The organism is Chloroflexota bacterium (assembly GCA_016235055.1).
Classification (GTDB): Bacteria; Chloroflexota; Anaerolineae; order JACRMK01; family JACRMK01; genus JACRMK01.
Window position 1 is genome coordinate 178439 of record JACRMK010000069.1, and the last position, 24228, is coordinate 202666.

16 protein-coding genes are annotated in these 24228 nt (G+C 64.3%); all 16 read left to right on the forward strand.

Features of this window, described 5'->3' with window-relative positions:
- The first annotated feature begins 7 nt into the window (after positions 1–7).
- The 16 genes from HZB53_17935 to HZB53_18010 all read left to right on the forward strand — a co-directional run bounded on the left by HZB53_17935 (position 8) and on the right by HZB53_18010 (position 24216).
- Entirely contained in the window at positions 8–190 is a 183-nt protein-coding gene (locus HZB53_17935) for a hypothetical protein (GenBank protein MBI5879534.1), read from the forward strand.
- Positions 191–200: 10 nt separating this feature from the next.
- On the forward strand, positions 201–659 hold the full coding sequence (locus HZB53_17940) for a phage tail protein (GenBank protein ID MBI5879535.1): 459 nt from the start codon (positions 201–203) through the stop codon (positions 657–659).
- A 9-nt stretch (positions 660–668) separates the two neighbouring features.
- Positions 669–4238 (forward strand): hypothetical protein, encoded by a 3570-nt coding sequence (locus tag HZB53_17945; GenBank protein MBI5879536.1) that lies wholly within the window; start codon positions 669–671, stop codon positions 4236–4238.
- Between the two features lie 15 nt (positions 4239–4253).
- Complete coding sequence (locus HZB53_17950; GenBank protein ID MBI5879537.1) at positions 4254–4970, forward strand: peptidoglycan-binding protein; 717 nt, start codon at positions 4254–4256, stop codon at positions 4968–4970.
- A gap of 20 nt (positions 4971–4990) precedes the next feature.
- Positions 4991–6778, forward strand: coding sequence for a VgrG-related protein (locus tag HZB53_17955; GenBank protein MBI5879538.1), 1788 nt, complete (start codon positions 4991–4993; stop codon positions 6776–6778).
- Positions 6779–6787: 9 nt separating this feature from the next.
- Positions 6788–7087 (forward strand): PAAR domain-containing protein, encoded by a 300-nt coding sequence (locus HZB53_17960; protein MBI5879539.1) that lies wholly within the window; start codon positions 6788–6790, stop codon positions 7085–7087.
- Positions 7088–7234: 147 nt separating this feature from the next.
- Positions 7235–7651 carry a GPW/gp25 family protein gene (locus HZB53_17965; protein ID MBI5879540.1) on the forward strand — a complete coding sequence of 139 codons (417 nt, stop codon included), beginning with the start codon at positions 7235–7237 and terminating at the stop codon, positions 7649–7651.
- On the forward strand, positions 7651–9762 hold the full coding sequence (locus HZB53_17970) for a putative baseplate assembly protein (GenBank protein MBI5879541.1): 2112 nt from the start codon (positions 7651–7653) through the stop codon (positions 9760–9762). Before HZB53_17965 ends, HZB53_17970 begins: the two co-directional genes overlap by 1 nt.
- Complete coding sequence (locus HZB53_17975) at positions 9759–10823, forward strand: hypothetical protein (GenBank protein ID MBI5879542.1); 1065 nt, start codon at positions 9759–9761, stop codon at positions 10821–10823. The genes HZB53_17970 and HZB53_17975 overlap by 4 nt, the downstream gene beginning before the upstream one ends.
- Before the next feature lie 28 nt (positions 10824–10851).
- Complete coding sequence (locus HZB53_17980; protein MBI5879543.1) at positions 10852–12012, forward strand: DUF4159 domain-containing protein; 1161 nt, start codon at positions 10852–10854, stop codon at positions 12010–12012.
- Entirely contained in the window at positions 12009–13649 is a 1641-nt protein-coding gene (locus HZB53_17985; protein MBI5879544.1) for a methyltransferase regulatory domain-containing protein, read from the forward strand. Before HZB53_17980 ends, HZB53_17985 begins: the two co-directional genes overlap by 4 nt.
- A gap of 11 nt (positions 13650–13660) precedes the next feature.
- Entirely contained in the window at positions 13661–15319 is a 1659-nt protein-coding gene (locus HZB53_17990; GenBank protein ID MBI5879545.1) for a class I SAM-dependent methyltransferase, read from the forward strand.
- A complete protein-coding gene (locus HZB53_17995; protein ID MBI5879546.1) occupies positions 15316–16179 on the forward strand; it encodes a hypothetical protein in 864 nt (287 codons plus the stop codon). The genes HZB53_17990 and HZB53_17995 overlap by 4 nt, the downstream gene beginning before the upstream one ends.
- Before the next feature lie 32 nt (positions 16180–16211).
- Positions 16212–17084 (forward strand): hypothetical protein, encoded by an 873-nt coding sequence (locus HZB53_18000; GenBank protein ID MBI5879547.1) that lies wholly within the window; start codon positions 16212–16214, stop codon positions 17082–17084.
- A 64-nt stretch (positions 17085–17148) separates the two neighbouring features.
- A complete protein-coding gene (locus HZB53_18005; GenBank protein MBI5879548.1) occupies positions 17149–23385 on the forward strand; it encodes a DUF11 domain-containing protein in 6237 nt (2078 codons plus the stop codon).
- A 33-nt stretch (positions 23386–23418) separates the two neighbouring features.
- Complete coding sequence (locus HZB53_18010) at positions 23419–24216, forward strand: hypothetical protein (GenBank protein ID MBI5879549.1); 798 nt, start codon at positions 23419–23421, stop codon at positions 24214–24216.
- Positions 24217–24228: the final 12 nt, after the last annotated feature.

The following is a 24228-nucleotide window of genomic DNA, read 5'->3' on the forward strand; positions in this document are numbered from 1 at the left end:
CGTTCCAATGCCGCAGAATAACGATCAAACACAACACACCGAATCGCAAACATCCGGGCCGAACGGTGCGGGTCTGGATGAGTTGGATGCATCCGAGTTGCGCGAACTGGCGACGGAACTGGTCGCTCTGATGCGCGCGGAACTGCGGCGCGAGCGCGAGCGGCTGGGCGGGCCGCGCGGCGGCCGATAGGTACTCAACTATGTCGCAGACACGACAGGACCACACGTCGGTTCACAAGTTCGCGTTTGTGCTCACCCTGGACAACAACGTATCGATCGGCGAGTTCAGCGAGTGCAGCGGGCTGTCCATCGAGCGGGAAACCAAGCCGTACTCGGAAGGCGGGCTCAACGACTACACGCACACGCTGCCCGGCCGCCTGAAGCATTCGAACATCACGCTCAAGCGCGGCGTCACGACGGATTCCAAGGCGTTGTGGAAATGGTTCGATGCCGGGCGGTTTGACCTGAAGATCACGCGGCGCGACATCTCCATTAAGTTGCTGGATGTGGGTGGCGAGACGGTGCGGCACTGGGATATCCGGGGCGCCTATCCAATCAAGATCACGGCCCCCACATTGAACTCCGGCAGCAGCGAGGCGGCGATCGAGACACTGGAACTGGCGCACAAAGGCATCCAGCTTTCTTTTGAGCGCAAATAGGCACATGGTATGACGGCCGTAAACAGCCGCAATCCGGCGCGCAGCCTGGGCGAACGCGTCTTGCGCCGCCACCTGGGGCAAGCCACCGAGGCCGCCGCGATGGCCCGCAGCGCGGGAAGCGCGCTAGCGCTGGCACTGCGCATCCAGCGCAAGGTTTCACGCGCCACGTCGCTGCGCCCGTCGCTCGTCACCGAAACGGCTGACAACAGCGGCCGCTTCGCCGGCGAGGTTGAAGCACGCTTCCCGCTGGTCCAGCGCAAGTTTGTCCGGCGCGCCACGGGCGCAACCGGGGCGCCGCCGTTGTCGGATGCCTCGGCCGAGTCGTCCCCGCTGCCGCAAGACGATGCGCCGTCGATCCAGCGCAGCGTCGAGACGAGCGACGCCGACGAGGCCGACGCGCAACCCATCCGGTTGCCTTCGATGAACGATATTCGCGAGCGCATACGCCGCTCGCAGGCCGCCGCAAGCAGCCCTGAGGCTCAGGCTCCGGCCGACACGGAGCCGCCCGCTGCCGCCGAGCCGCAGCCGCGCACAATGGACGAGGTGCGACAGCGGATTCAGCGTTCCACGGCAGCCGCAGCGTCCGTACTCGGCGGAGCGCCGAGCGCCCCGGCCGCGCCGCAAACGCCCGCGGTGGATCCTTCACCACGTTTCATCGCACGGCAGGCGCGCCGGCGCGCAACGATCGAGGAGATCACGCCCAGTACCGCAAGATCGGTGCAGCGCGAGGTAGGCGAGCCGACGTCTTCGCCGCGCGAGCGGCGCACCAACACGGCAGAGGCAGCGGGCGGCGCGGACAGCGACGAGGGTGACGCGGCTGCCAGCGCGCCGGTGATACAGCGCACGTTTGAGGCGAGTCGGCCAGCCATAGATTTGCCGGCGCGGACGAGCGATGAACGCACGGAAGTAACTCCCACAGTCGAAGCAACGCGAAGCCATGTCGTAGTACGTGCACCTTTACAAACGAGCGACGCGACGGACACCGTACACCGGGCATTCGACGACAAGGCGCCGACGCTTGCATCTGGCGTTCGTGAGGTACACAACGCATCAGAACCCAGTGCGTCTCGCCCGGTCGTCACGACGCCCCAACCGAGCCTTGATACCGAGCGACCGCTGCGGCGGCAAGCGGACGGAACGGCCACCACACATCGTGAGGCAAGTGGCAATCCTCCAAGCCAAGTCGCGCCGCTGGCAGCGCAGCCGACCAACCAGGCGTCGACAAACATCCAGCGGGATGTCGCCGAAAGCGCACCAACGCTCTCGGCCCCGGCGCGGCCAGTCGCACCGTTGAGTGAGACCACAGCGGTGGTCCAGCGAATGGAAGTGCCAGCAGAGTCATTGCCCGCCGAAGCAAGCGCACATAGCGTTGAGCCGGGATCAGCATCGGACGTACAGACGGAAACGCCAAACCGCCCGTTGGCTGATGCGCCGCAAGCGCATGGGTCGGAACCCCCTGTGCAGCGCCGGGTTGCCACCGCCACGGATACAACAACACCAAGCGGCGCCGCAAGCCGCTTGAGTGAGGCGTCCTCTGTGCCGCAGGCGACGTCTTCGCCGGTGGCTGATGCGCATCCATCGGCAGAATCGATCATTCAACGCAGCCCGGAAATCGAGACGGACCCGGAGAATGAACCCAGCCAGGCAGCGATTGAAGCGCAGCCAGAGAGTCGCACGACCGTACGGCGACTGGTCGACCAGCCGTTGACGCTTGCGAGTGACACGCAGAAAACGGTGCCGGCAAGTGCGACGACCGACCGAGTAGCGCCTACGGTTGAAGGCGCGACGCCGGTTGAGACGCCCCGGCAGTCCACGAGTTCGACAATCCAGCGAGCGGTGCTGGCCGAGACCGGCGGATCAGCCCCGGCGGCGACCGCCGAATCTGCGCCGAGCGAGAGCTCTACGAGCACGACTTCGTCGGAGACCGGGCAGCGATCGGCAAGCGCTGTGGCGCCGACATCACGATCAGAGACGCCTGTTGTGTCGCAGACCGACGAGCTGCCCGTCACACGCGCGCTTGAGGAAGCGAGTTTGCCGCCGGCGATTCTGCGCCAGACGAGTGACACCGCAGGCGTCTCGACTAACGCGCCCGCGCCAGTACCCGCAGATCAGCCACCGCCATCGTCCAGGCCGAGTGCAGAGGTGGCCGGAGAGCTCTCGGCAATGTCGCCCCCGAGTGCACCATCCATCCAGCGGATGATAAGCCAGCCGTTACCCTTGCGCGCGTCAGTCACGCGGGCACAGCTTGGCGCGAGTCCAGCTCCCATATCTGGCACGGAGTCAATCGCCAACGAACCGGAGCCAGCAAGTAGCGCAAGCGCTGACGTAATTCGGCGGCTGCCGAACACGGACGCAGGTCAGACGCCAAGCAGTGAGATACCAGAGGCTCAGCGGTCATCGGACGTTCGCCGGCACTCTGACGTCGGCACGTCACAAACGCAAATTCATGTGTCACCTGCCAGTGGCAGCACGGCAGCCATTCGCCGGCAAGCCAATACTGGCCTACCGCAGACGCCGTCACCAGTGCAGTCCGCGAGTGGAGATGTCGCGAGCAGCACGGTATCGTCAGCCCAGCCGAGCAAGCCGATGGCGCAGGCTGAAGCGGGGCATGCCGATCTGCCCGCCATCCGTGCTGAAGTACCGACTTCGTCGCCACAGATCGTGCAGCGCAAACCGATATCGGAAGCGCCGCAGGACGCGACAAACGCGCCAGACAAGCATATGTCCGCTGAGAGACGCAATCCGGTTTCGGTTCAGCCCAAGGTGCCGCCCACGTCGGTGCCCGATTCGAGCATCCAGCGCGCAACGGCGTCCAATGAGGTCGCCGATTCGCGCGTCGAGCCGCCGACGGTTCCGCCCGAACACCGACAGCAAGCGGTAGGCGTGCCGCAAGCGCCGGCTCAATCAGCATCCGATCGCGCTCCCGCCGTTCAACGCGCCCTCGTAAGCGAGACCGCCAACCGGCCGTTAAGCGATGCGGCGACGCTCAGGACGGCGCCCGAAATCGCGGAGGAAGCAAGCACACCGGCGCAAGTCAGACGGACCATTTCGGCCCGTCCTGCGGGCAGTGTAACGGAAGCGCCGCTTCCGTATACGCTGCAGCCGGTAGACCGTATCGACGTGTTCCGTTCGCCGCTGTCGGTGCAGCGGACCGTCGTTCCGGCAGAGTTGGCTGCAACCGCCCCGCCGCTCCCATATGTGCCGCATGATGCGGGCCGCGCGTCGGTCATGCCCGTGGCTGTACGCCGTGACGCGTCAGCGCCAGTGCGGCGGTTGGCAGCCGCGCCGCATGCCGGCGACGGCGCAGGCGGCGAGCCGTCATTTGCGCCGCGGCAGATTCGCGAAGTACGATATGCACCACAAGCGCCGCGTGTACAGCGCGCAATCAATTCCGATGCCGGCGTCGAACAGGGCGGTAACCTCGACGCGATGCCGGAAACCCTGAACTCGGTTTCGTCGCCGCCATTCGAGCCGCAGGGGCTAATGGATACTGACCGCCTGTCAATGCAGAACCTGGCGCGCCGTGTTTACCCGTTCGTGCGTGCCCTGTTGGCCGCCGAGCGCGAGCGCCGGCCGTAGTAAAGGGATCATCCTATGAGTAATCGCAACCAGCAATCGGGCAGCCTGCTTAAGGCGCGCGTCACCCGCCTTAAGCGCACCGGGCCGGATACCTATAAGGATTCGGGCGCGACGCCAAAGAAGGACTATATCGACTGCCTGTTCAACCCGGCCGAGTTGACGCTCAGCAAGTCGAGTAGTTGGAGTCCGACGGCCGTCGCAGAGCGCAACGTCGAGAACTGGGCGTTTGGCGGCGGCAAAGGTGCGTCGCTCAAGATGCACCTGTTCTTTGACACGACCGACAGCGGTTCTGATGTGCACGTGTACTCTGATTTTCTGTTCGGTCTGCTCGAACTCGACCCAGGCACCGTGGGCTCGGACAAAACCGTTCCGGCGGAATCGTACCGTTGCCGCTTCCAGTGGGGCAAGTACCAGTTCTTCGAAGCGGTCATCTATCCGAGCGTCAGCGTCACGTACAGCATGTTCTTGCCCGACGGCACGCCGGTGCGCGCCGAGGCCGACGTAACGTTCCAGCAGGTGCGCGACGAGAACATCTACAAGAAACAGAATCCGACGTCGATGAGCCACGCGCGCAAGAGCCGCGTCGTGCTGGAGGGCGAGACGCTGGACTGGATCGCCTACCAGGAATATGGCGATCCCGCGCTGTGGCGCCATATTGCACGTGAAAACGATCTGGCCAACCCGATGGAACTGACGGCCGGACAGATCCTGCGCATTACGCCGGCGCCGTAGCCGCCAGAGTGACTTGCTAAATGTCTAACCCATACGCAATTAAACTCAACCTGAAGCTTGGCGGGCAGGACTTGCCGGAAGTCGACAAGCAGGATATTGTTGAAATAGTCGTCGACACCGACCTGAACCAGCCAAACATGTTTTCGCTGCTATTCGATGATCCGGAATTGAAGTGGGTTGACAACACTTCACTTAAACTGGGTGCCGAAATCGAAATCAGCTTTGACCGCGCTCCGGTCATGAAAGGCGAGATCTCCAGCCTGGAACCGGCATATACCGCGCAGGGTCATACGACGCTGCTCGTCCGGGGCTATGACAAGAGCCATCGCCTCTACCGCGGCACGCAGACGCGCGCATTTCTGAAGGTGTCTGACAGCGATATCGTGAGCAAGCTCGCCAAGGAAGTCGGGCTCAGCGCCACCGTCAAGGCCACCAAGCCGGTGCGTGACTATGTGCTTCAGTACGGGCAGAACAATATGCAGTTCCTGCGCATGCTGGCCGCGCGCAACGGCTATGTTGTCTACAGTGACGGCCAAAAACTGTTCTTCCAGCCGCCGGTGGCGCTGTCGACCGCTCAGGTGGAACTAGAGCACGGGAAGGATTTGTTGGACTTCCGCCCTCGCGCTTCCGGTGTCGACACCGCGCCCGACAAGGTCACGTACTACGGTTGGGACGTCAAGAAGAAGGAAGCCATCGTCGGCCAGGCCGGCAAAACAAACACGACCACCGCCATTGGACTGGGTGACGGGGCCAACGAGCTTAAGAAGGCGTTCGGCAGCAATGCCCACACGGCATCGCCGGTCGTCGTAGACATGAACGATGCGCAGACACGCGCTACAGCGCATGCCAGCGCCGCGGGAGCCGAATTTCTTCAAGCGGAAGGGACATGCGTGGCCAGCGCGAACCTGGTAGCCGGCAAGGTCGTGAAGATCAAAGGGGTTGGGACGCGGTTCGGCGGAAACTACCTGGCAACTTCCGTCCGGCACGTGCTTAACGCCGGCAACTGGTTGACGTCTTTCGGCGCTACGGGTTATGCGCCGGGCACGCTGCGCGCTTTGCTGGCGCCCGAGACGGAGCCAACCGCCCTTTCCGGAGTCGCCCCCGCGATAGTGACGAACAACAACGATCCGGAGAAAATGGCGCGCGTCAAGGTCAAGTTCCCGTGGATGCCTGGCGGCAATATCGAAAGCGACTGGTTGCGCGTGGTGTCGCTCATGGCTGGCGCCGATCGCGGCATGCTGTTCATACCCGAAGTCAATGACGAGGTGCTCGTTGCCGCGGAGTTTGGCGACTGGGCCAGGGCGTACGTTGTCGGCAGCGTATGGAATGGCAAAGACGCGCCGCCGCTTCAGGTGAGCGCGTACCAGAAGAACGGCAAGGTCATACAGCGCGTCATCAAGACGACATCGGGGCATACGATCCTGCTTGACGATTCTGACGACGCGCCCAAGATCAGCATCATCGATAAGACGACCAGGAACAAGATTGTCATCGACTCAAAAAACAACTCGATGGAGATCGCCTGCGACAAGGATCTGAAAATCACCGCCAAGGGCAAGATCGATATCGAGGCGGCGCAGGATGTGACAATCAAGGGCATGAACATGAAGATGGAAGCCAATTCCAACTTCAACGTGGACGCCAAGGCGAACGTCGGGCTAAAGGCCACGGCCAATTTGTCGGCCGAGGCGACCGCGCAATTGAGTCTCAAAGGCACCGCGCAGGCAAGCCTGGAAGGCACCGGCGGCGTCAAGGTAACCAGCCCGGCCATCGCGCAAATCCAGGGTTCGCTGGTCAAAATCAACTAGGAGAGCCATATGCCACCTGCTGCCCGCATGGGCGACACCACCGCACACGGCGGCTCAATCGTACTGGGCGCGCCAACCGTCTTGATTGGCGGTCAACCGGCCGCGCGCGTCGGCGACATGCATGTCTGCCCGATGGTGACGCCGGGCGTGCCGCCGATCCCGCATGTCGGCGGCCCGATCCTGCCGCCGGGCAGCCCAACCGTGCTGATCGCCGGGCAACCGGCCGCGCGCATGGGCGACATGGCGGTCTGCGTGGGGCCGCCCGACTCCATAGTCATGGGTTGTCCGACCGTAATGATCGGGCCGTAATACCGTTTCGGATTGATCGTGTCACGCAAAGCCTGGCGCGCCAACCGTGCAGGCCAAGTCGCAGCCGGCCAGTTTGCTACGCGCGCGAAGCATCTTTGTTAGCGCAATGAAGCTTCGCGCGTGATGCTAATCACAAGACCCATAGGCATGAAACCAGAGCAACGCGACAGACAATTCATCGGCACCGGCTGGGCGTTTCCGGTGCAGTTCAGCCCGCGCGGGCGCATCGCACTGGCCACCGGTCCGCACGACGTCGAGCAGTCGATTCGGATCGTTCTCGGCACCGTGCCCGGCGAGCGCGTCATGCGTCCCGAGTTCGGCTGCCGCGCCTGGGAACTGCTGTTCGCGCCGCGCAACCCGGCCACCGAAGGCCTGCTGATGGCGTATATCGAGCAGGCGCTGGGGCGCTGGGAACCGCGCATCGACGTGCTTAGCGTGGAGATCTCGGACGACCTGCAGAATGACGGCGCGCTGATCGCGGAAATTCGCTACGAGATCAAAGCCACTCACGACGAGCGCAGCATCGTGTATCCGTTCTACATCCTGAACGAAGAGGAAGCCTAATGCCGTTACCGGAACCAATTCTGGACGACCTGCGCTTCCAGAGCGATATCGTGGATGAGGCGCGCCGGCGCATCATCCGCTACTGTCCCGAATGGACCGAATACAACCTGAGCGACCCGGGCATCACGCTGATCGAGTTGTTCGCGTGGATGACCGAGATGATCACGTACCGCATGAACCTGGTACCGGAGAAGAACTATATCCGGTTCATGGACCTGCTCGGCATCCAACTGCAGCCGGCCAGCAGCGCGCGCGCGGAGTTGCTCTTTCGCCTCGCCACGCCGCTGCCCATCGCCCCGGACGACATCACAACCGTGCGCATCCCGCGCTCGACCGAAGTCGCCACGCGCGCCACCGACGAGGCGGCCGAGGTCATCTTCACGACCGACGCCGAACTGATGGTGGTTCCGCCGCGCCTGTCGCAGTTGCGCCGCACGGACGAGTTTCACCGTAACTTTTCGTCGCGACTCGGCGTGGAGCTGTTCTACCCGTTCTCGCGGCAGGATCCCGCCATGGGCGAGACGTTCTACGTTGGCTTCGACCCGGCGGCGGGCGACCTGCGTGGGCACATACTGCAGATGCGCTTCGAGACCGAAGAGACGCAGGCGACCGGCGTCCGCCGCGAAGATCCGCCGCTGGTCTGGGAATGCTCCACCGGCCCGGATCGCTGGGACGAGATTACGCCCAGCACGCGCGCGGGCGAAAAAGACACGACGGGCGGCCTGAACAACCCGTCGGGACAGATCGTCTTTTACCTGCCGACCACGCTGCAAGCCGCCGATGTGCAGGGCGTACGCGCCCAGTGGGTGCGCTGCCGCATTGAACAGCGGCGGACCGAACAGGGCATGTACACCCAGTCGCCGCGCATCCGTGACCTGGCGGTATTTACACTCGGCGCCACCGCCGCTTCAACGCACGCTGTGCCTGTCTATGAAGAGCTGTTGGGCACGAGCAACGGCGACGCTAACCAGGTGTTCCATCTGCGCAACACCCCGGTGTTGGACCTCGCCGCGTTCGAATGCGTGGAGATCGAAGAAGTGCGCGACGGCGAAACGGTTTTCGTGCCGTGGCAGCGCGTCGCCGATTTCTCGCAGTCCGATCGTCACGAGCGACACTTCATGCTGGATACCGCCAGCGGCGAAGTGCGCTTCGGGCCCAATGTGCGGCAGCGCGACGGCACGATGAAGCAGTATGGCCGGGTGCCGGGCGCGGGTGCAGCCGTCCGCTTCAACCAGTACCGCTTTGGCGGCGGCGTGGCGGGCAATGTCCCGGCGAACCGGCTCACGTCGCTCAAGTCGTCCATTCCGTACGTGGACACGGTGACCAATCCAAAGCCGGCCGATGGCGGGCGCGACCAGGAAAGTCTGGACGAGGCCAAGATGCGCGCGCGGCGCGAAATGCGCGCCCAGCAACGCGCCGTGACCGCCGAGGACTACGAAGACTTGAGCAAGACGGCCACCCGCGAAATCGCGCGCGTGCGCTGCAATCGCCTGCCGAACAGCGCGTTGGCCCCCGGCCAGGTTGAACTGCTGGTCGTGCCATCGTGTTTCGACGCGCTGCGCGCCGGCGACCTGTCGCGTCTCGAAGCCGACGCGAACCTGCGCAAGCGCCTGGTCGCCCACCTCGACCCGTACCGCCTGCTGACCACGACGATCCAGGTCAGCGAGCCCAAGTATATCGGCGTCAAAGTGACAGCGGAGATCGTGCCGTCCGAGTACGTCAAGCCCGAAACCGTGCGTGAGCGCGTGCTGCGCGCACTGCGCGTGTTCCTGAACCCGCTCGACCTGCGGCAGAGCGGTAGTGACGGCTGGAATATCAGCGATACGGCCATGGGCGATGCGCTGCCCGAGAACTACGAAGGCTGGCCGTTTGGCCGCGACCTTTACATTTCCGAGTTGTTCGCTTTCATCCAGAAGGTGCCGGGTGTCAAGCATGTGCGCGACATTCACCTGGCCCAGCGCGCTGTCGTACCAAACAAAGAGGTCAACCTGGCCTCCGAGAGCGGCGATAGCGGGCGCCCGCTGACGGCCGTGACCGGGCGGCGCATCGAGGTGCCGGGCGACACGCTGATCTGTTCGCTCGCGCATGATGTGCAGATCGTGGAGCTATGATCGCGCCGACCAACGCCGGGCTTCCGGTCAGCCATCGCAAGATCGCTGAATTGCCGTTCAGCGTCTCGCACGTGGCGGACGCGCACAAGCGGTATCCGGGCGAAGACGTGACGTTCTATGCGCGCGTCGACACGCACAACCCGGCGGCGTTCAAGCTGCATGTCTCGCTTCCGGACGGGCTTGAGTTCGTCTCACAGGCGACCGTCAACGCGCAGCCCGCGGGCGCGTGGGGCGACGCCATGCCGCAGATTGGCCGGATTGGCGGCGAGACGTACGTCACATGGGAATGGGTCGCGCCCGCCGCGTATACGGCGCGCATCGAGGTCTCGGTCACGGCGCGCATCATGCCGGCTGAGCGGCCGGTCGTCATCGACAGCACCGGCTATGTGACCGAAGCCGTCGAGGGCGGAGCGGAGCGGGTTGCCGCGCGCGACGTCGCGACCGTGCACGTAGCGACGGCCAGCCGGCTCATCAAATACCTGCCGGCGCTGTACCACGACGACGATCTGATGGGCCGCTACCTGATGATCTTCGAGTCGCTGCTCTCGCCAATCGAAGAACGCATCGAGACGATGTCGTACTTCTTCGATCCGCGCGTGACGCCGGCGCACTTCCTGCCGTGGCTGGCGACCTGGGCCGATTTGCAACTGGATGAGCGCTGGCCGGTCGATAGCCAGCGTCGGCTGCTGCGCGCGATTGCCACACTATACCGACGCCGCGGCACCCGCGCCGGGCTGGCGCAGTTCCTGGAGATATACAGCGGCTTTGCGCCGGAGATCACGGAATCGCGCGCGAACAATTTCCGGCTCGGCTCCGGCAACCGCCTGGGTCCAACCGTAGCCATCGGCAAGGGCAATGCACCGCAGTCGTTCCAGGTGCTACTGCGACTGCCGCCTTTCGACGGTCCGGATGCCGAGCGGCGCGAGAAAGAGCGACAGCGCGTCATCGAATCGATCATCGTGTCCGAAAAACCGGCACACGCCCATTATTCGCTTGAAATTGTGCTGGACGCCGATGCAACGCCCGCTGCTGCTGACCCGGGACCAATCCGGCCGGTGTGAACCAAGCTAAACTCAAGGATCGAGCGACGTGAACATTGACGAACTGATCAAACAACTGCCGACTCGCCGCCTGAAGGCGATGGACGGCCTGGCCGTGACCGCCGACGTGTGGGACGAGGCGCACGACTTTCACCGACTGCAGGACCAGTATCACGCAGCACTGATGCACGCCAGTGGTATCGTCGCCGGGCTCGAAGTCATCGCCGGCGACCCGCCCGATTCGACCGTGTACGTCAAACCGGGCATGGCGCTGGATTCCGAGGGTCGCCTGATCGTTCTGTCGCAGGCGACCACCTATGACATTGGCAAGACGCTGAGCGGTCCAGTACTGCTGTGCCTGAGCTATGCGGAAAGCCGGCCGACCCTTGACGAGGGCGGGCAGCAGGACGCTAACCGCATGCACGTCTTCGCGCAATACGCACTGGAGGCCGTGCCGACCCTGCCGGCGACGCCGGTGGTCGAACTCGCGCGCGTCCGGCGCTCGGACCGCAACGCGCCGATCGTGAATGCACGCGACGCCGCGCACCCCGAGGCGAACGCGATTGATCTGCGCTACCGCGCCAGCATCGCGCCCCCGCCGGCCACCGTCGTGACGATAGCCGTCGGTTATGTCGGCGGCGAGCGCAACGACCGGCACGCGCGCGGAGTCGATCTGCTGGCGCAGGCCATGTCGCGCACCGGCGGCGTCCGCGTGAACGTGGATGATCAGGTGGCACTGTCCGGTAAACTCGATGCGTATGCGCTCGTGGTTGTCATCGCCAGCGGCAAAGCCGCGTTGACCGCAGACGAAATGACCGGTCTGTACCACTACCTGCAGGCGGGCGGCACGGTGTTGCTCGAAAGCTGCCGTCACGACGCGGCGGGCGCGCCGCCGGCCGATGCGATGTTTCGCGACGCCCTGGGGTCGCTCGGCATCAAAGTGGCCGATGTACCACGGACGCATGCGCTGCTGTCGCGCCCCAACCTGTTTGGCGCGCCGCCGGCCGGTTTCGAAACGCAGGGGCCGACCAAGATCAGCGTCGCCGACGGCGTTCTCTTCAGCGAGGCCGACTACGGTTGCCTGTGGCAGGGCGAGCGGCGCGGCGCCCCGGCGTCGCGCGAAGAGATCCGCGCGGCGCACGAGTGGGGCGAGAATATCGTCACCGTCGCATTGACCCGCCGGCTGGCTGTGAGTACGAGCGCCAAATGATGGAGGCTCCGGACATAACCAGCGCCGTGCTGGCACGCAACGCCTCCATTCAGGCGGCGTATGACGCCATTCCGTATCCGAGCCTGTCGTACGCGCAAACGCACCCCGACACGCTGGCCACGGTCGCTCGGCTCGCGGGACTGTCGCCGGCGCCGGTCGAACGCTGCCGGGTGTTGGAGCTTGGCACCGGCAGCGGCGGCAACCTCCTGCCGATGGCCGAGGCGCTGCCCGACAGCACGTTCATTGGCATCGACTTGTCGGCCCGCCAGATAGAGGTCGGCCGGCAGGTCGTCGATGCGCTCGGTCTGAAGAACATCGCGCTGCGCGCTGAAAGCATCCTGGATATTGGCGCCGATTACGGCACGTTCGACTACATCATAGCGCACGGTGTCTATTCGTGGGTGCCGCGCGCGGTGCAGGACAAGATCCTGTCGATCTGCCGGACGAACCTGGCGCCGCAGGGCGTCGCCTACGTCAGTTACAACTGTTTTCCGGGCTGGAAAATGCTCGGCGCCATTCGCGACATGCTGCTGTACCGCACGCGCGACATCGACGAGCCGATGGTCAAGGCGGCACACGCCCGCGACATGCTCAATTTCGTCAGCGATGCGCTGCAGAAGTCCAACGGCGCGCACAGCTTGTTGATGAGCAGCTACGCGACATTCTTGCAGCGCGAGCTTGAGCATATCCACGAAGCCGGCGACGCCTACCTGCTGCACGACGAGTTGGAGCAGATCAACGAACCGCTGTACTTTCACGAGTTTGCAACGCGGCTCGCGGAGCACGAATTGCAGTACCTGGCGGATGCAGAAATGCGAACCGGCATGGCCAGCCAGTTCACGCCGGAGGTGTCGGAGCGACTGCAAAAGATTTCGCGCGATGCCGTCGAACTTGAGCAGTACATGGATTTCATGACCAACCGCATGTTCCGTCGCTCGCTGCTCTGCCATGCCGAAATTGAGCCGGAGCGCCGCATTACGCCGGAGCAGATCGGCGCATTCTGTGTGGCCTCACACGCCGATGAAGAAGAGGCTAAAGCCGGCGAACGGTCGGCGACATTTAAGGGCGGTGACGGCTCCGCATTCGCCAGCGACACGCCAATCACGATCGCCGCCATGCGCGAACTGCGGCGCGTCTGGCCGCGCTCCCTGCGGTTCGACGAATTGCTGGACCGCGCCCGCGCCGAAGTGGCCCGCGCCCTGCCGGAGTTCGTGACGCAGCGCGCGACCGACTACCGCAACCTGGGCGCCAACCTTCTGCAGGCGTTCGTGCACAGCCCGCAACTGGTTGAACTGCACACCTATGCGCCGTCGATGGCAACGCAGGTCGCCGAGCGGCCGCAGGCGCTGGCACTGGCGCGACACCAGGCCGTCTATGCGGAGAAAATCACCAACCTGTATCACGAACGCGTTCAGTTGGCGCCGCTGGCGCGCGCCGTCCTGCCACTTCTGGATGGTACACGCAACCGCCCGGCGCTCATTGACGCGCTGATGACCGGCCCGATTGCGGACGGGCTGCTTACGCTCACAGACAAAGAGGCGACCATTACCGACCCGGTTGCCCTGCGCAGCGGCGTCGAAGACGAGCTGGAACAATGCCTGGCCTGGCTGGCTTACGCCGCCGTGCTGGTGAACTGATCCCCCCGGCCATGACCACCGCCAAGCCGTACAGCTACGACGACATGCCGTACCCGAGCCGCGCCAAACCGGAAACGCGCCCGGCGCACATGGGCGCGCTCGCCGTCCTGCACGGCATGCAGCCCGCACCGGCGGAGTCGTGCCGCGTGCTGGAACTGGGCTGCTCCGACGGCGGCAACCTGATCCCGCTGGCGTATGCGTACCCGCACAGCACGTTTGTCGGCGTCGATCTCGGCGCCGGGCAGATCGCGCAGGGCGCGCATTTCGCCGACGAGTTAGGATTGCGCAACGTCACGCTCCAGCATGCCGATATCGCAGCACTGGGCGCGGACCTGGGCCCGTTCGACTATATCATCGCGCACGGTGTCTTGTCGTGGGTGCCGCGCAGCATCCAGGATGCGATCCTGCGGCTGTGCGAAACAATGCTGTCCCCGCAGGGCGTCGCGTTTTTGAGCTATAACGCCTACCCGGGCTGGCACATGCGCACGATGGTACGCGAGATGATGCAGCACCATGCGCGGGACGCCGAGTCGCTGCGCGACCGGACGGCGCGCGGCCGCGAGATGCTCGCCTATCTGGCCGCCGCAACCGAGAGCCTGCGCGGGAAAACGAGCCCGACGCTCGACTATGACTCGTACAGCCGCGCGATTCTCAAAGAGCAAGAAATCCAGAGCGGCTTCGGCGACTGGTATATCGCTCACGAGTTTTTCGAGTCACACAATGAGCCGTTCTATTTTCGCGACATCGTCGAACGCGCCGGCGCACACGGTCTTCAGTTTCTCTGTGAGGCGCGCTTTTCGGAAATGTCCTATGCGCACTATCCAAAGGGCGTGACGGAGCCGCTGGAGCAGTTCGCCGGCGGCGACATCATTGAGCGCGAGCAGTATCTGGACTTTCTGCGGCTGCGGACGTTCCGCCAGACGCTGCTGTGCCGGTCCAACATCGCGCTGGAGCGCACACCGCGTACCGAATGGGTTCGGTCATTGCACATCGGCTCGCAAGCGCAGCCGCTGTCCGAATCGCCGGACCTGGCATCGAAGCAGGTTGAGCGATTTCGCGGTCCCAGCGGCACGACCATGACGGTTACGAATCCGCTGGGCAAGGCCGCCATGCTGCGCCTGTGCAACGCGTGGCCCCGAACCGTGCCATTTGACGAACTGCACGACACGGCGCGGCACATGCTCAACCCGCGCGCGCCCGCTGTGCAAGCCAAAGCACAGCAAGCACAAGAGCAGCAGTTTTTGGCCGACATGCTGTACAAGGCTTTCGCGATCGACATGGTCGAAGTCAGCAGCGCGCCGGCGCCGGTCGCGCCCGCGATCGACGATCGTCCGCTGGCCAGCGCGCTGGCGCGCGCACAGTCCGCGCGCGGCAAGTCCGTTGTCAACCTGCGCCACGAGAGCGTCGACCTGGACGACGAGGTCACGCACCGGTTACTGGGTTGTCTGGACGGCACGCGCGATCGTACCGCCCTGCTGCACGAGATGGCCACGCTGGCGGCCGACGGTGTGCTGGTGGTAGAGCGCAACGGGCGGCCGATTGAAGACGAAGACGATTACATGCGGGCGCTGGACGAAGCGCTGGCGCTGCACGTCAGCCGCATCCATAACGCCGCGCTGCTCGTACCGCAGCCGGCTGTCCGGCGGACCACGAAGAGAGAACCGCAATGAGCAAGCTGGCAGTGATCGACCGTGACGGCTGGCGCAAAGAGTTTCCGCTGAGCAAGCCGATTACCTTCATCGGCAGCGACCCGGGCGACGATATCGTGCTCGAAGCAGCACGCGGCGGCGGGGTGAACCCGCGTCATGTGCAGTTGCTGTTGCAGGGCGGCGCCAGCCGGATTGTCACGCTCGGCGGCGCACTCACCATTAGCGCGCTGACCGGGCCGCAGGCCATTCCGGCCTATTCCTCCGCTCCCGTCAATCCGGGCGATTCGCTGCGCATCGGCGAATTCCAGATCAGCATCATTCTCGATGGAGTGGGAACGCCTGTCACCGCTGCGTCGCCCGCACCGGCCGCCGTTCCGATTCTTGCGCCGGCTGCAACACCGGCAACGCTCGCCACGTCAGCTCCGGCTGCGGGATACGCGCCGATTGGGTCAGTCGGCGCTGCGGGGGCGACCGTCGCGCCGGCCAGTGTGGCGCCCGCGCCGGTCGAGGCGCCATCGGCATCGATTGGCGTGCGCTTGTCGCTGCCGGGCGTGCCGCTGGCACCCAACCAGCCGCTGGAAGGCGTCGTCACCATTCGCAATCAAGGCGGACGGCCCGGCGCTCAATTCCGCCTGCAAGTCGACGGGCTTGACGCCGACTGTTACGAAGTCGGCCCTGGACCGATGCTATTTCCCAACGCGGAAAAGGACGTCTTCCTCCGCCTGATGCACCCGAAGCGGCCGCAGCCGCCGGCCGGGAGCCTGACCGTTACGGTGCGCGTCACCGCGCCAGAGGCCTATCCGGGCGAAATTGCCGGGGCCTCGCAGGTGATCACGATTCTTCCCTACTACAATCAGACCTTGCACATGACCGCGATCTAGACGAGCGCAAACGCCGACCGAGCCTGAATCTTATGTCATCAACGATTGCAAATATCTTGATCGTCATCGCCGCGCTGGCCATCATAATCGCGGTGGGGGCCATTTTTGCGGTCATCAGCCGCATGACGACGCGCCCAAAACAGCGCGTGTTTCGTCTCGAACTGAGCAATCAGGGCAATGTTCCAGGGCGTTATGAACTCAAGGCCGACGAGGCCAACGGTCAACTGCGCTTCCAGTTCATCGCCGGCGGCGCACCCCTGACCACGACCGCGGTCGCGCGTCCTGACGGCGTCCCGGACATGGCAGTTGTCCCGGTGGCGACGGCCGCGCCAACCGCGACGCAAGGCAGCGCCATGGGCGGCGTGCAGAAGACCGGCGGCTTTGTCTCGTCCATTGCCGACGTCATTCTGTCGATCGGCTACATGCTGCCGTCAGAATTCGGCGGCCAGGCTCTGTCCGGCCTCGGGCAGAGCATGAAGACAGGGACGTACACTGCCGATCGAGCCATGAACGTCCGGGACACGGTAAGCGGGCTGGGCCGGCAGAACACCGCCGGCGCCGCGGTGCCGTCAAACGCCCCTACACTGCCGGGCGCAGTTGTTGCTATTCCGGTGGACACCTGGGCGCAGACCCCAGTCATCGATGCGGGCGCACGCCTGGCGCTTGAACTGCGCGTGACCCCGCTCACGGCGCAGCACGCCGGGCAGTACCCATTCCGCGTCGTGTCGCGCATGGTCGAGCGGCCAGATGCGCCCGAAGCGGTAGAAAGCGGCACCGTCGCGTACACGGGTGTGTCGCTGTTCCAGCGCGCCTGGCCGATCGTCGCATTCCTCGCCGTGGCGCTGAGCGTCATCGCCTGCAGCACGTTCATGATCATGACGCGTGCGCTGGTGAGCGGGCAATGACCGCCATCACAGTGCGCGACTACCAGCGCGGCGCAGGCATCTATACCCAGGCGAGCCACACGGCATGAGCGGTATTCTCCCGCGCGTTATCAAAAGGAATAGTCGGCTCTTCGTCCGCGTTGCGCTATCACTGATGCTGGCGATCGTGCTGTTCGGCTCGGCGCGTCCGCAGCCTGGCATCGCCGCGCCGGCGCCTAGCCGCCCCGCCACGCCGTATACAACCACGATCTCATCCGGCGACATTTCCGCCGCCATCCCGGATAACGGTTCAGTAACGTCAAGTCGGACCGGCAACTTCCCGAACACGATCGTGACCGGCGTGCGTGTCAAGGTACGCCTTAATCACACTTACGATCATGACCTGAGACTATCGGTGATTGCGCCCGATGGTGCCACGATCATATTGAGCGATCAGAACGGCGGCAGCGGCAACAACTACGGCAGTGGCGCGCAGAGTTGCAGCGGGACATTCACGACGTTTGACGTCAGCGCCGCGACCGCAATCTCCGCTGGCTCGGCGCCGTTTGCGGGCACGTACCGGCCGGACCAAGATCTGCGCAACCTCGATGGCCACTCGGCCGACGGATCATGGAGTTTCCGTGCAGAGGATCTCGTCGGCAACGACGTCGGAACCTTGTACTGCTGGCAGGTGGAACTTGATCTGTTTCCGCTTGTCAGTATCAGCGGCAAGACGTTCGCGGACGTGAATCTGGATGGCGCTTTGCAAGCCGGTGACACGGGGGTAGCCGGCTGGCAGCTATCGCTCTACAGATATATGTGCGGGCTGGGTTGCACGCTTCAACGCGTAACGACGACCACGTCTGACGCCAACGGCGACTACTCGTTTGATAACCTAACTCCCGGAGGCTTCCCTCCCCTCTTTACGGGTATATACGTAGTCTCCGCGACACCGCCGGCCGGCTGGTCTGCCACCACGCCGGGGGAATCGACGCAGACCATTACCCAACGCACCAACAACAATGGTGTCAGTAACGTTAACTTCGGGGCCGGCCGGGCCGACCTGCGCGTCGTTGTGACGGACTCCCCTGATCCGGTCAGCCCCGGGGCGACGCTGCACTACTACTACACCGTCTATAATGACGGCCCGACCGACGCCACCAGCGTCGTTATTACCAATACCCCGCCCGCGCAGTTCACCGGTTCGATCTTTGGCGGCTGGTCGAGCGGGACGTGCGCTTTCGTAGGCGTTCAACTGGTCTGCCAGTTGAATCGCCTGTCGCCGGGCGGCTCGGCGGCCTATGACGCATGGGGCACGGTCGATGCAACGTTGCCCGATGGGACGGTCATCCAGGACAGTGTCACCGCCAATTCGAAATATATTGCCGACGCAAATCCGGGGAACAACACGATCGTCGTTGAGCAGACGACCGTGCGCCGCATCGCCGACCTGCAGGTGACCAAGACAGGGCCTGCCTCTGCATTTATCGGCGAAGACATCACGTACCAGTTGTCGTTGAAGAACAATGGCCCCGACCCGGTCGCAACAAGTGTGACTCTAACCGACACCGTGCCGGCCAATACAGTCTTCAAGTCATTTTCGGCGCCGGCCGGCTGGGTCTGCTCGACGCCGTCCGCCGGTGGGACGGGGCCGATATCCTGCGTATTCCCAGCCAGCATTCTCATGCCGTTCGTCGGAACAGCCAACTTCTCGCTGATCGTCACGGCGCGCGCGGATCTGGCAGCGGGCGTGGTCATCGCGAACACGGCGGGCGTCACCTCCGGCACGTATGACGGCAATCTCGCGAACAACGGCGCCAGTACCACGACGCGACTGGCCGGCAAGGCCGATCTGCGCACCTCACAGACGGTCAGCGCAAACCCGGTCATCGCCGGCACGGACCTGACCTACCAGGTGACGGTACTCAATGGCGGGCCCAACGAGGCCGGCACGGTCGTCTTCACCGACACCGTACCCGTCAGCATGACCTTCAAGTCAGTCACGCCGGCCGGCGGCTTTGCGTGCCCGACTCAACCCGCGGCCGGCGGCACTGGCGCGATCGTCTGCGCCGGAAGCGGACTGGGCAATGGAGGCACGGCGCTCTTCGTGCTCGTGTTCACCGTGGATCCGCTGGTGCGCGACAATACGACGCTGATTAACAACGCGACGGCCGCCGGCGACTCCTACGATGTCGCCCCGGGCAACAACGCCAGTTCGCTTGCGGTGCTTGTCCAGAACCGCGCGGACCTGGTGCTGACGGTCAGCGCCAGCCCCGACCCGGTCATCGCCGGCAGCATCCTGCGCTACAACATCTCGATCGTCAACAGCGGACCGAGCGTCGCGCCGAACGTGGTGTTCACCGACATGCTGCCGATCAGCGGCACGCTGGTCAGCGCGATCACCAACCGCGGCAGTTGCGGCGCCGGCAACCCGGTCATCTGCACCATCGGCGACATGCATCCCGGCTTCGCGAGCGGCACGGCGTTCATCGTGCTCGACGTGCTGCTGGCCGCCAATTCGCCGGACAGCCAGTTCGCCTTCAACCGTGGCGAGGTCACCTCGGACACGACTGATCCCGACATGACCAACAACCTGGTTGATACGAGCACGCACGTCATTGCGCGCTCGGATCTGCGCATGTCGATGAGCGATAGCCCGGATCCGGTCATCGCCGGCGCGAACCTGACGTACACGATCCAGATCACCAACGGCGGCCCGAGCAACGCGCCCGGGGTGGTCGTCAGCGACACGCTGCCGGTCAGCAGCAGCCTGGTGGCGGCCAGCGTGCCGGGCGGCACGTGCATCCTGGCCGGCGACGTGATCTGCACTGTTGGCGCCCTGGTCGTCGGCCAGAGCATGCAGGTCATTGTTGTGGCCCGCATCAACTCGGATGTGTCGGACGGCAGTACGCTCACGAACGTCTCGCGTGTGGGCAGCCTCGCACTCGACGACAATACCGGCAACAACGGCGCCAGCGTGTCAACGCTGGTACTGCGCCGGCACGATTTGGTGATCACGAAGACGGGCATGCCCGACCCGGTGGAAGCCGGCGGACGGCTGACTTACACAATCGCGTACGTCAACAACGGACCATCCGACGCCTTTAACGTCACGATCAGCGACACCTTACCGCTGTACACCAGTTACTTCACCGTATCGTCCACCGCAGCCGACTGCGCGGGTGGGCGTGTGATCAGTTGCACCGTGGGCACCCTGCCCTACGGGTTCGGCGGGCTGGTTGTCGTCAGCGTCGATGTCGATGCGGCTGCGCCAGACCGACTGACGATCACCAACACGGCCGCGATTACGTCATCGTCGATCGATCTGAACTATCCAAACAACTGGGATTCTACACCAACGCAGTTGCGCGGCTGGGCCGATCTGGGCATGTCCAAGACCGACGCGCCCGATCCGGCGCCGGCGGGCACCGTCGTCACGTACACGCTGGTCGTCACGAACGCTGGGCCAAGCCGCGCGCTCGATGTCGTCATCACCGATCCGCTGCCGTACAACGAAACGCTGTTGAGCGGGTCGTTCGTGACGGTCGAAACCACCACCACGCGCTGGCAGGCGTTCAGCAACACGCCAGCGGTGACGTCCACGGCCACATTGACCGGCTCCGCGTGGCTGACGTCAACCAGCGGGCTGACGCAGACGGCGCTCGTCTCGGTCACGTCCGTCGTCTCCTCCTCGCTCGGCGTCACGACAACGACGACCTTCACCGCCACCAACTGGCGCACGGGATTCTGCACCGGCGCGCTCACGGCAACCTGTGCGCTGGGGCGCATGCTGGCTGGCGATGCCGTGACGGTCACGCTGGCGGCCGCAATCGACATCACCCCGCCGCCGCTAACGATCGTCACCAATACGGCGACCGTGACGGCATTGACAAGCGATCCGGTCACCGCCAACAATAGCGCCTCCGCCATTACGCGCATCATTCCGCAGGCCGACCTGGCCGTGGTCAAACGTGGGCGGCCTGATCCGGCGGCCGCCGGTACTAATCTGACCTACACATTGGTCGTGACGAACTACGGCCCGCATGCAGCACAGAATATCCAGTTGCTCGATCCGATTCCGGCTGGCACGTCGTTCATCACCGTGTCAGCCCCGACAGCTTGGGCTTGCGCGCTGCCCGTGCCGAATACGACGGTCGTGTGCGTTACGCCCGTTCTGGCAGTCGGCGCCGTGAGCAGCATCGAGATCTACCTGCTGATCGACCCGGCCGGCGTGGATGGCGCGCGCGTCGTCAACACCGTCAGCATCAGTTCAGACACGGCGGATATCGCGCCGGGCAACAACGTCTACACGGCGACGACCCTGCTGATGTCGCGGCCGGACCTGTCGATCATTAAGACCGGCACGCCTGAGGTGGTCGTAGCCGGCACCAATCTGACCTACACGCTCCAGATCAGCAACGCTGGGCCGTCCAAGGCGACTGTCGTGCGCATGACCGACCTGCTCTCGCCAACCGCGATGAGTCTGGTCAACGTGTCCACGACCGTCGGCGCGTGCAGCGGCACGACGAACTTCATCTGCAACTACGGCACGCTTCAGCCGGGCGCGCTGGCGACCACGACCATCGCCGTCTTCGTCAAACCCGGCGTGCGCGGCACCCTGTCCAACACAGCCAGCGTCTTCTCCAACGAGGCTGATCCGTTTACCGACAACAATATCTCGTCCATGGCGTCGACGGTCATCGGGCTGGTCGACTTGCAGGTCACGCAGTCCGACAACCCCGATCCCGTCGTGGCCGGCAAGCCAGTAACTTACACCGTCGTCGTGACGAATGCCGGTCCGTCAACCGCCAACGGCGTTACCATGGCCGAGGCGCTTCCCTGGTACTATTCTGTGTCGTCGATCACGCTGACGCAGGGCTTCTGCACTCTGGCCGGAACGCTGACGTGCAACCTGGGCAGCCTGACGCCCAACACGGGCGCCGTCGTCACGGTCACCATGTTGGTCGATCCGGCGGCGCGCGATATCGTCACCAGCACGTTGTCCGCCACCGCGGTAGAGACCGACACGAACAACCTAAATGACACGACGGTCGAGACGACCACTGTGCTGGTTCTCACGGATCTAGCCATCAGCAAGCGCGCCGGCGCCGATCCGGTCATCGCCGGCACGACGCTTACCTACACGCTGATTATTAGTAACGCCGGTCCATCGGCTGCGCTGGCTACCGTGGTGACCGATACACTGCCAGCCGGCACGACATTGTCCGGCTATCTGTCGCCGCAAGGGTCATGCACCGGTACGATACAGGTCGTGTGCGACATCGGCACGGTGCAGCCCAGCCAGCCGATCACCGTGCTACTGTTCGCAGCCGTTGATCCGGCCTGGCGCACGGCGCTGCACAACGATGTCATCGCCGTGTCGATCGATCCGGATACGGATCCGACGAACAACACGGCGGCGACCGACACCGCCGTGACTGCGCTGGCCGATGTATCTGTGCGCAAGACGGCCAGTAATGCCGGTGTGACGCTGACGTACATTGTCAGCGCGCAAAACGCCGGCCCGTCGACGGCCACGGGCGTGGCGCTGACCGATACGTTGCCGGCGGGCATGGTCGTGACGGACCTGCACACGTCGCAGGGATTCTGCGCGGGCTTGACCATCGTCGCGTGCATGCTCGACACGCTGCCACCCAATACAACCGCGAGCGTGACGATCACGGCCGTGATCAGCCCGGCGATGCCCGGCACGTACACGAACACCGCGCTGGTCGGCGCGATCGAAACGGATCCAGACCTTGCCAACAACAGCGCACAGGCATCGACGCACATTTACGGCACGTATCTGCCTCTGATTCTTCATCGCTATGTGCCCGGTCCCGACCTGATCGTGACGCATATCGATGCGACGCCTGCGAATGTCACAGTGGTGGTTCGTAACGTCGGAGACCGGCCGGTCGCCAGCACGTTCTGGGTGGACTTCTATGTCAACCCGAATCCGGTGCCGGTGAAGGTGAACGACCGCGCCGACGACGGTCGCTCGTCGCAATACATTGTCTGGGGCGTCACCGAATCTGCACTGCCAATTCAACCCGGCGGCACGCTGACCCTGACCTATGGTGACCGGTATATGTTCGGGCCGCTGACCAAGTTCACGCCAGGCACCATGGCGGTTGGCGCGCTGGTCTATGCGCAGGCCGACTCAGCGAGTGAGAACAGTTGGTTTGGCGGCGTGCTGGAGAATCACGAAATGGTTGGCGGTCTGTACAACAATATCTACGGACCGGTAGCAGTGGTTCCGGGAAATGCGCCCGTGACGCCACAGGCACCGGCGTCGAGTTCCGTGCCGTCGGGCACGCTGCCGCCGAGGCGTCAGCGATAGGCGGTGCCGCATACTATGAAAGCAAATACATCTTTGAAACGCGTACCGTTTGCCGTGCTGCGCTGCGCCGTGTGGCTGGCCATCGTCGTTGGCATTCTCGCCACGGCGACCAGCGCCATGGCGGTCGCGCCCGGCCTGCCGCCGCGTCCGATGCCGGGTGACGGCGACAATGGTGACGATGGGGGCGGCGGCGGCATGGGCAGTCAGATTGTTCTGATCATTCACCTCTCGACTGACGATACGCGAAACCTGAGCGCGTGGCGCGCACTGTGGACCATCGTGCAATGGCAGGACGGTACCGGGCAGTGGCATGATGTGGACAACTGGCAGGGAGCGCCGAAAGGCAACCCTGGCGACGCGTATCACCAGGCCTACGCGATCGACGAACGCAATTACGGCAAAGGACCGTTTCGCTGGATCGTGCGCACAACCAAAGGCTCGACCGATGCAGCCGTGAGCCAGCCGTTTAACTTGCCGCGCAACACAAGCGAAGCCGTGCGCATCGACGTGGCCGTTGCGTTTGCGCCGCCCACAGCGGCCGTGTTACGCGTACTTGGCGCCGCCGCACGCGCAGCTTCGCTCATTACAGCGCTCGAATGGTCGGACGGTTCGACGCAGTGGTACGAGGTCGTCGGATCGATCAGTGTGCTCGCCACCGATGGCACGGCCGCTGTCTGGACCTATCGCGTCCCCGACGGGCTGCGCGGCCAGGGAACCTTCCGCTTCGTCGTGTACCTGGACCGCACGCGCGGCCCCGCCGCTGTCAGCACGCCGTTCAGGATGCCGGCTCAGGCCGGCCAGAGCGTGACTGTTTCTGCGGTCTTGAATTGAGAGGAGATCTGC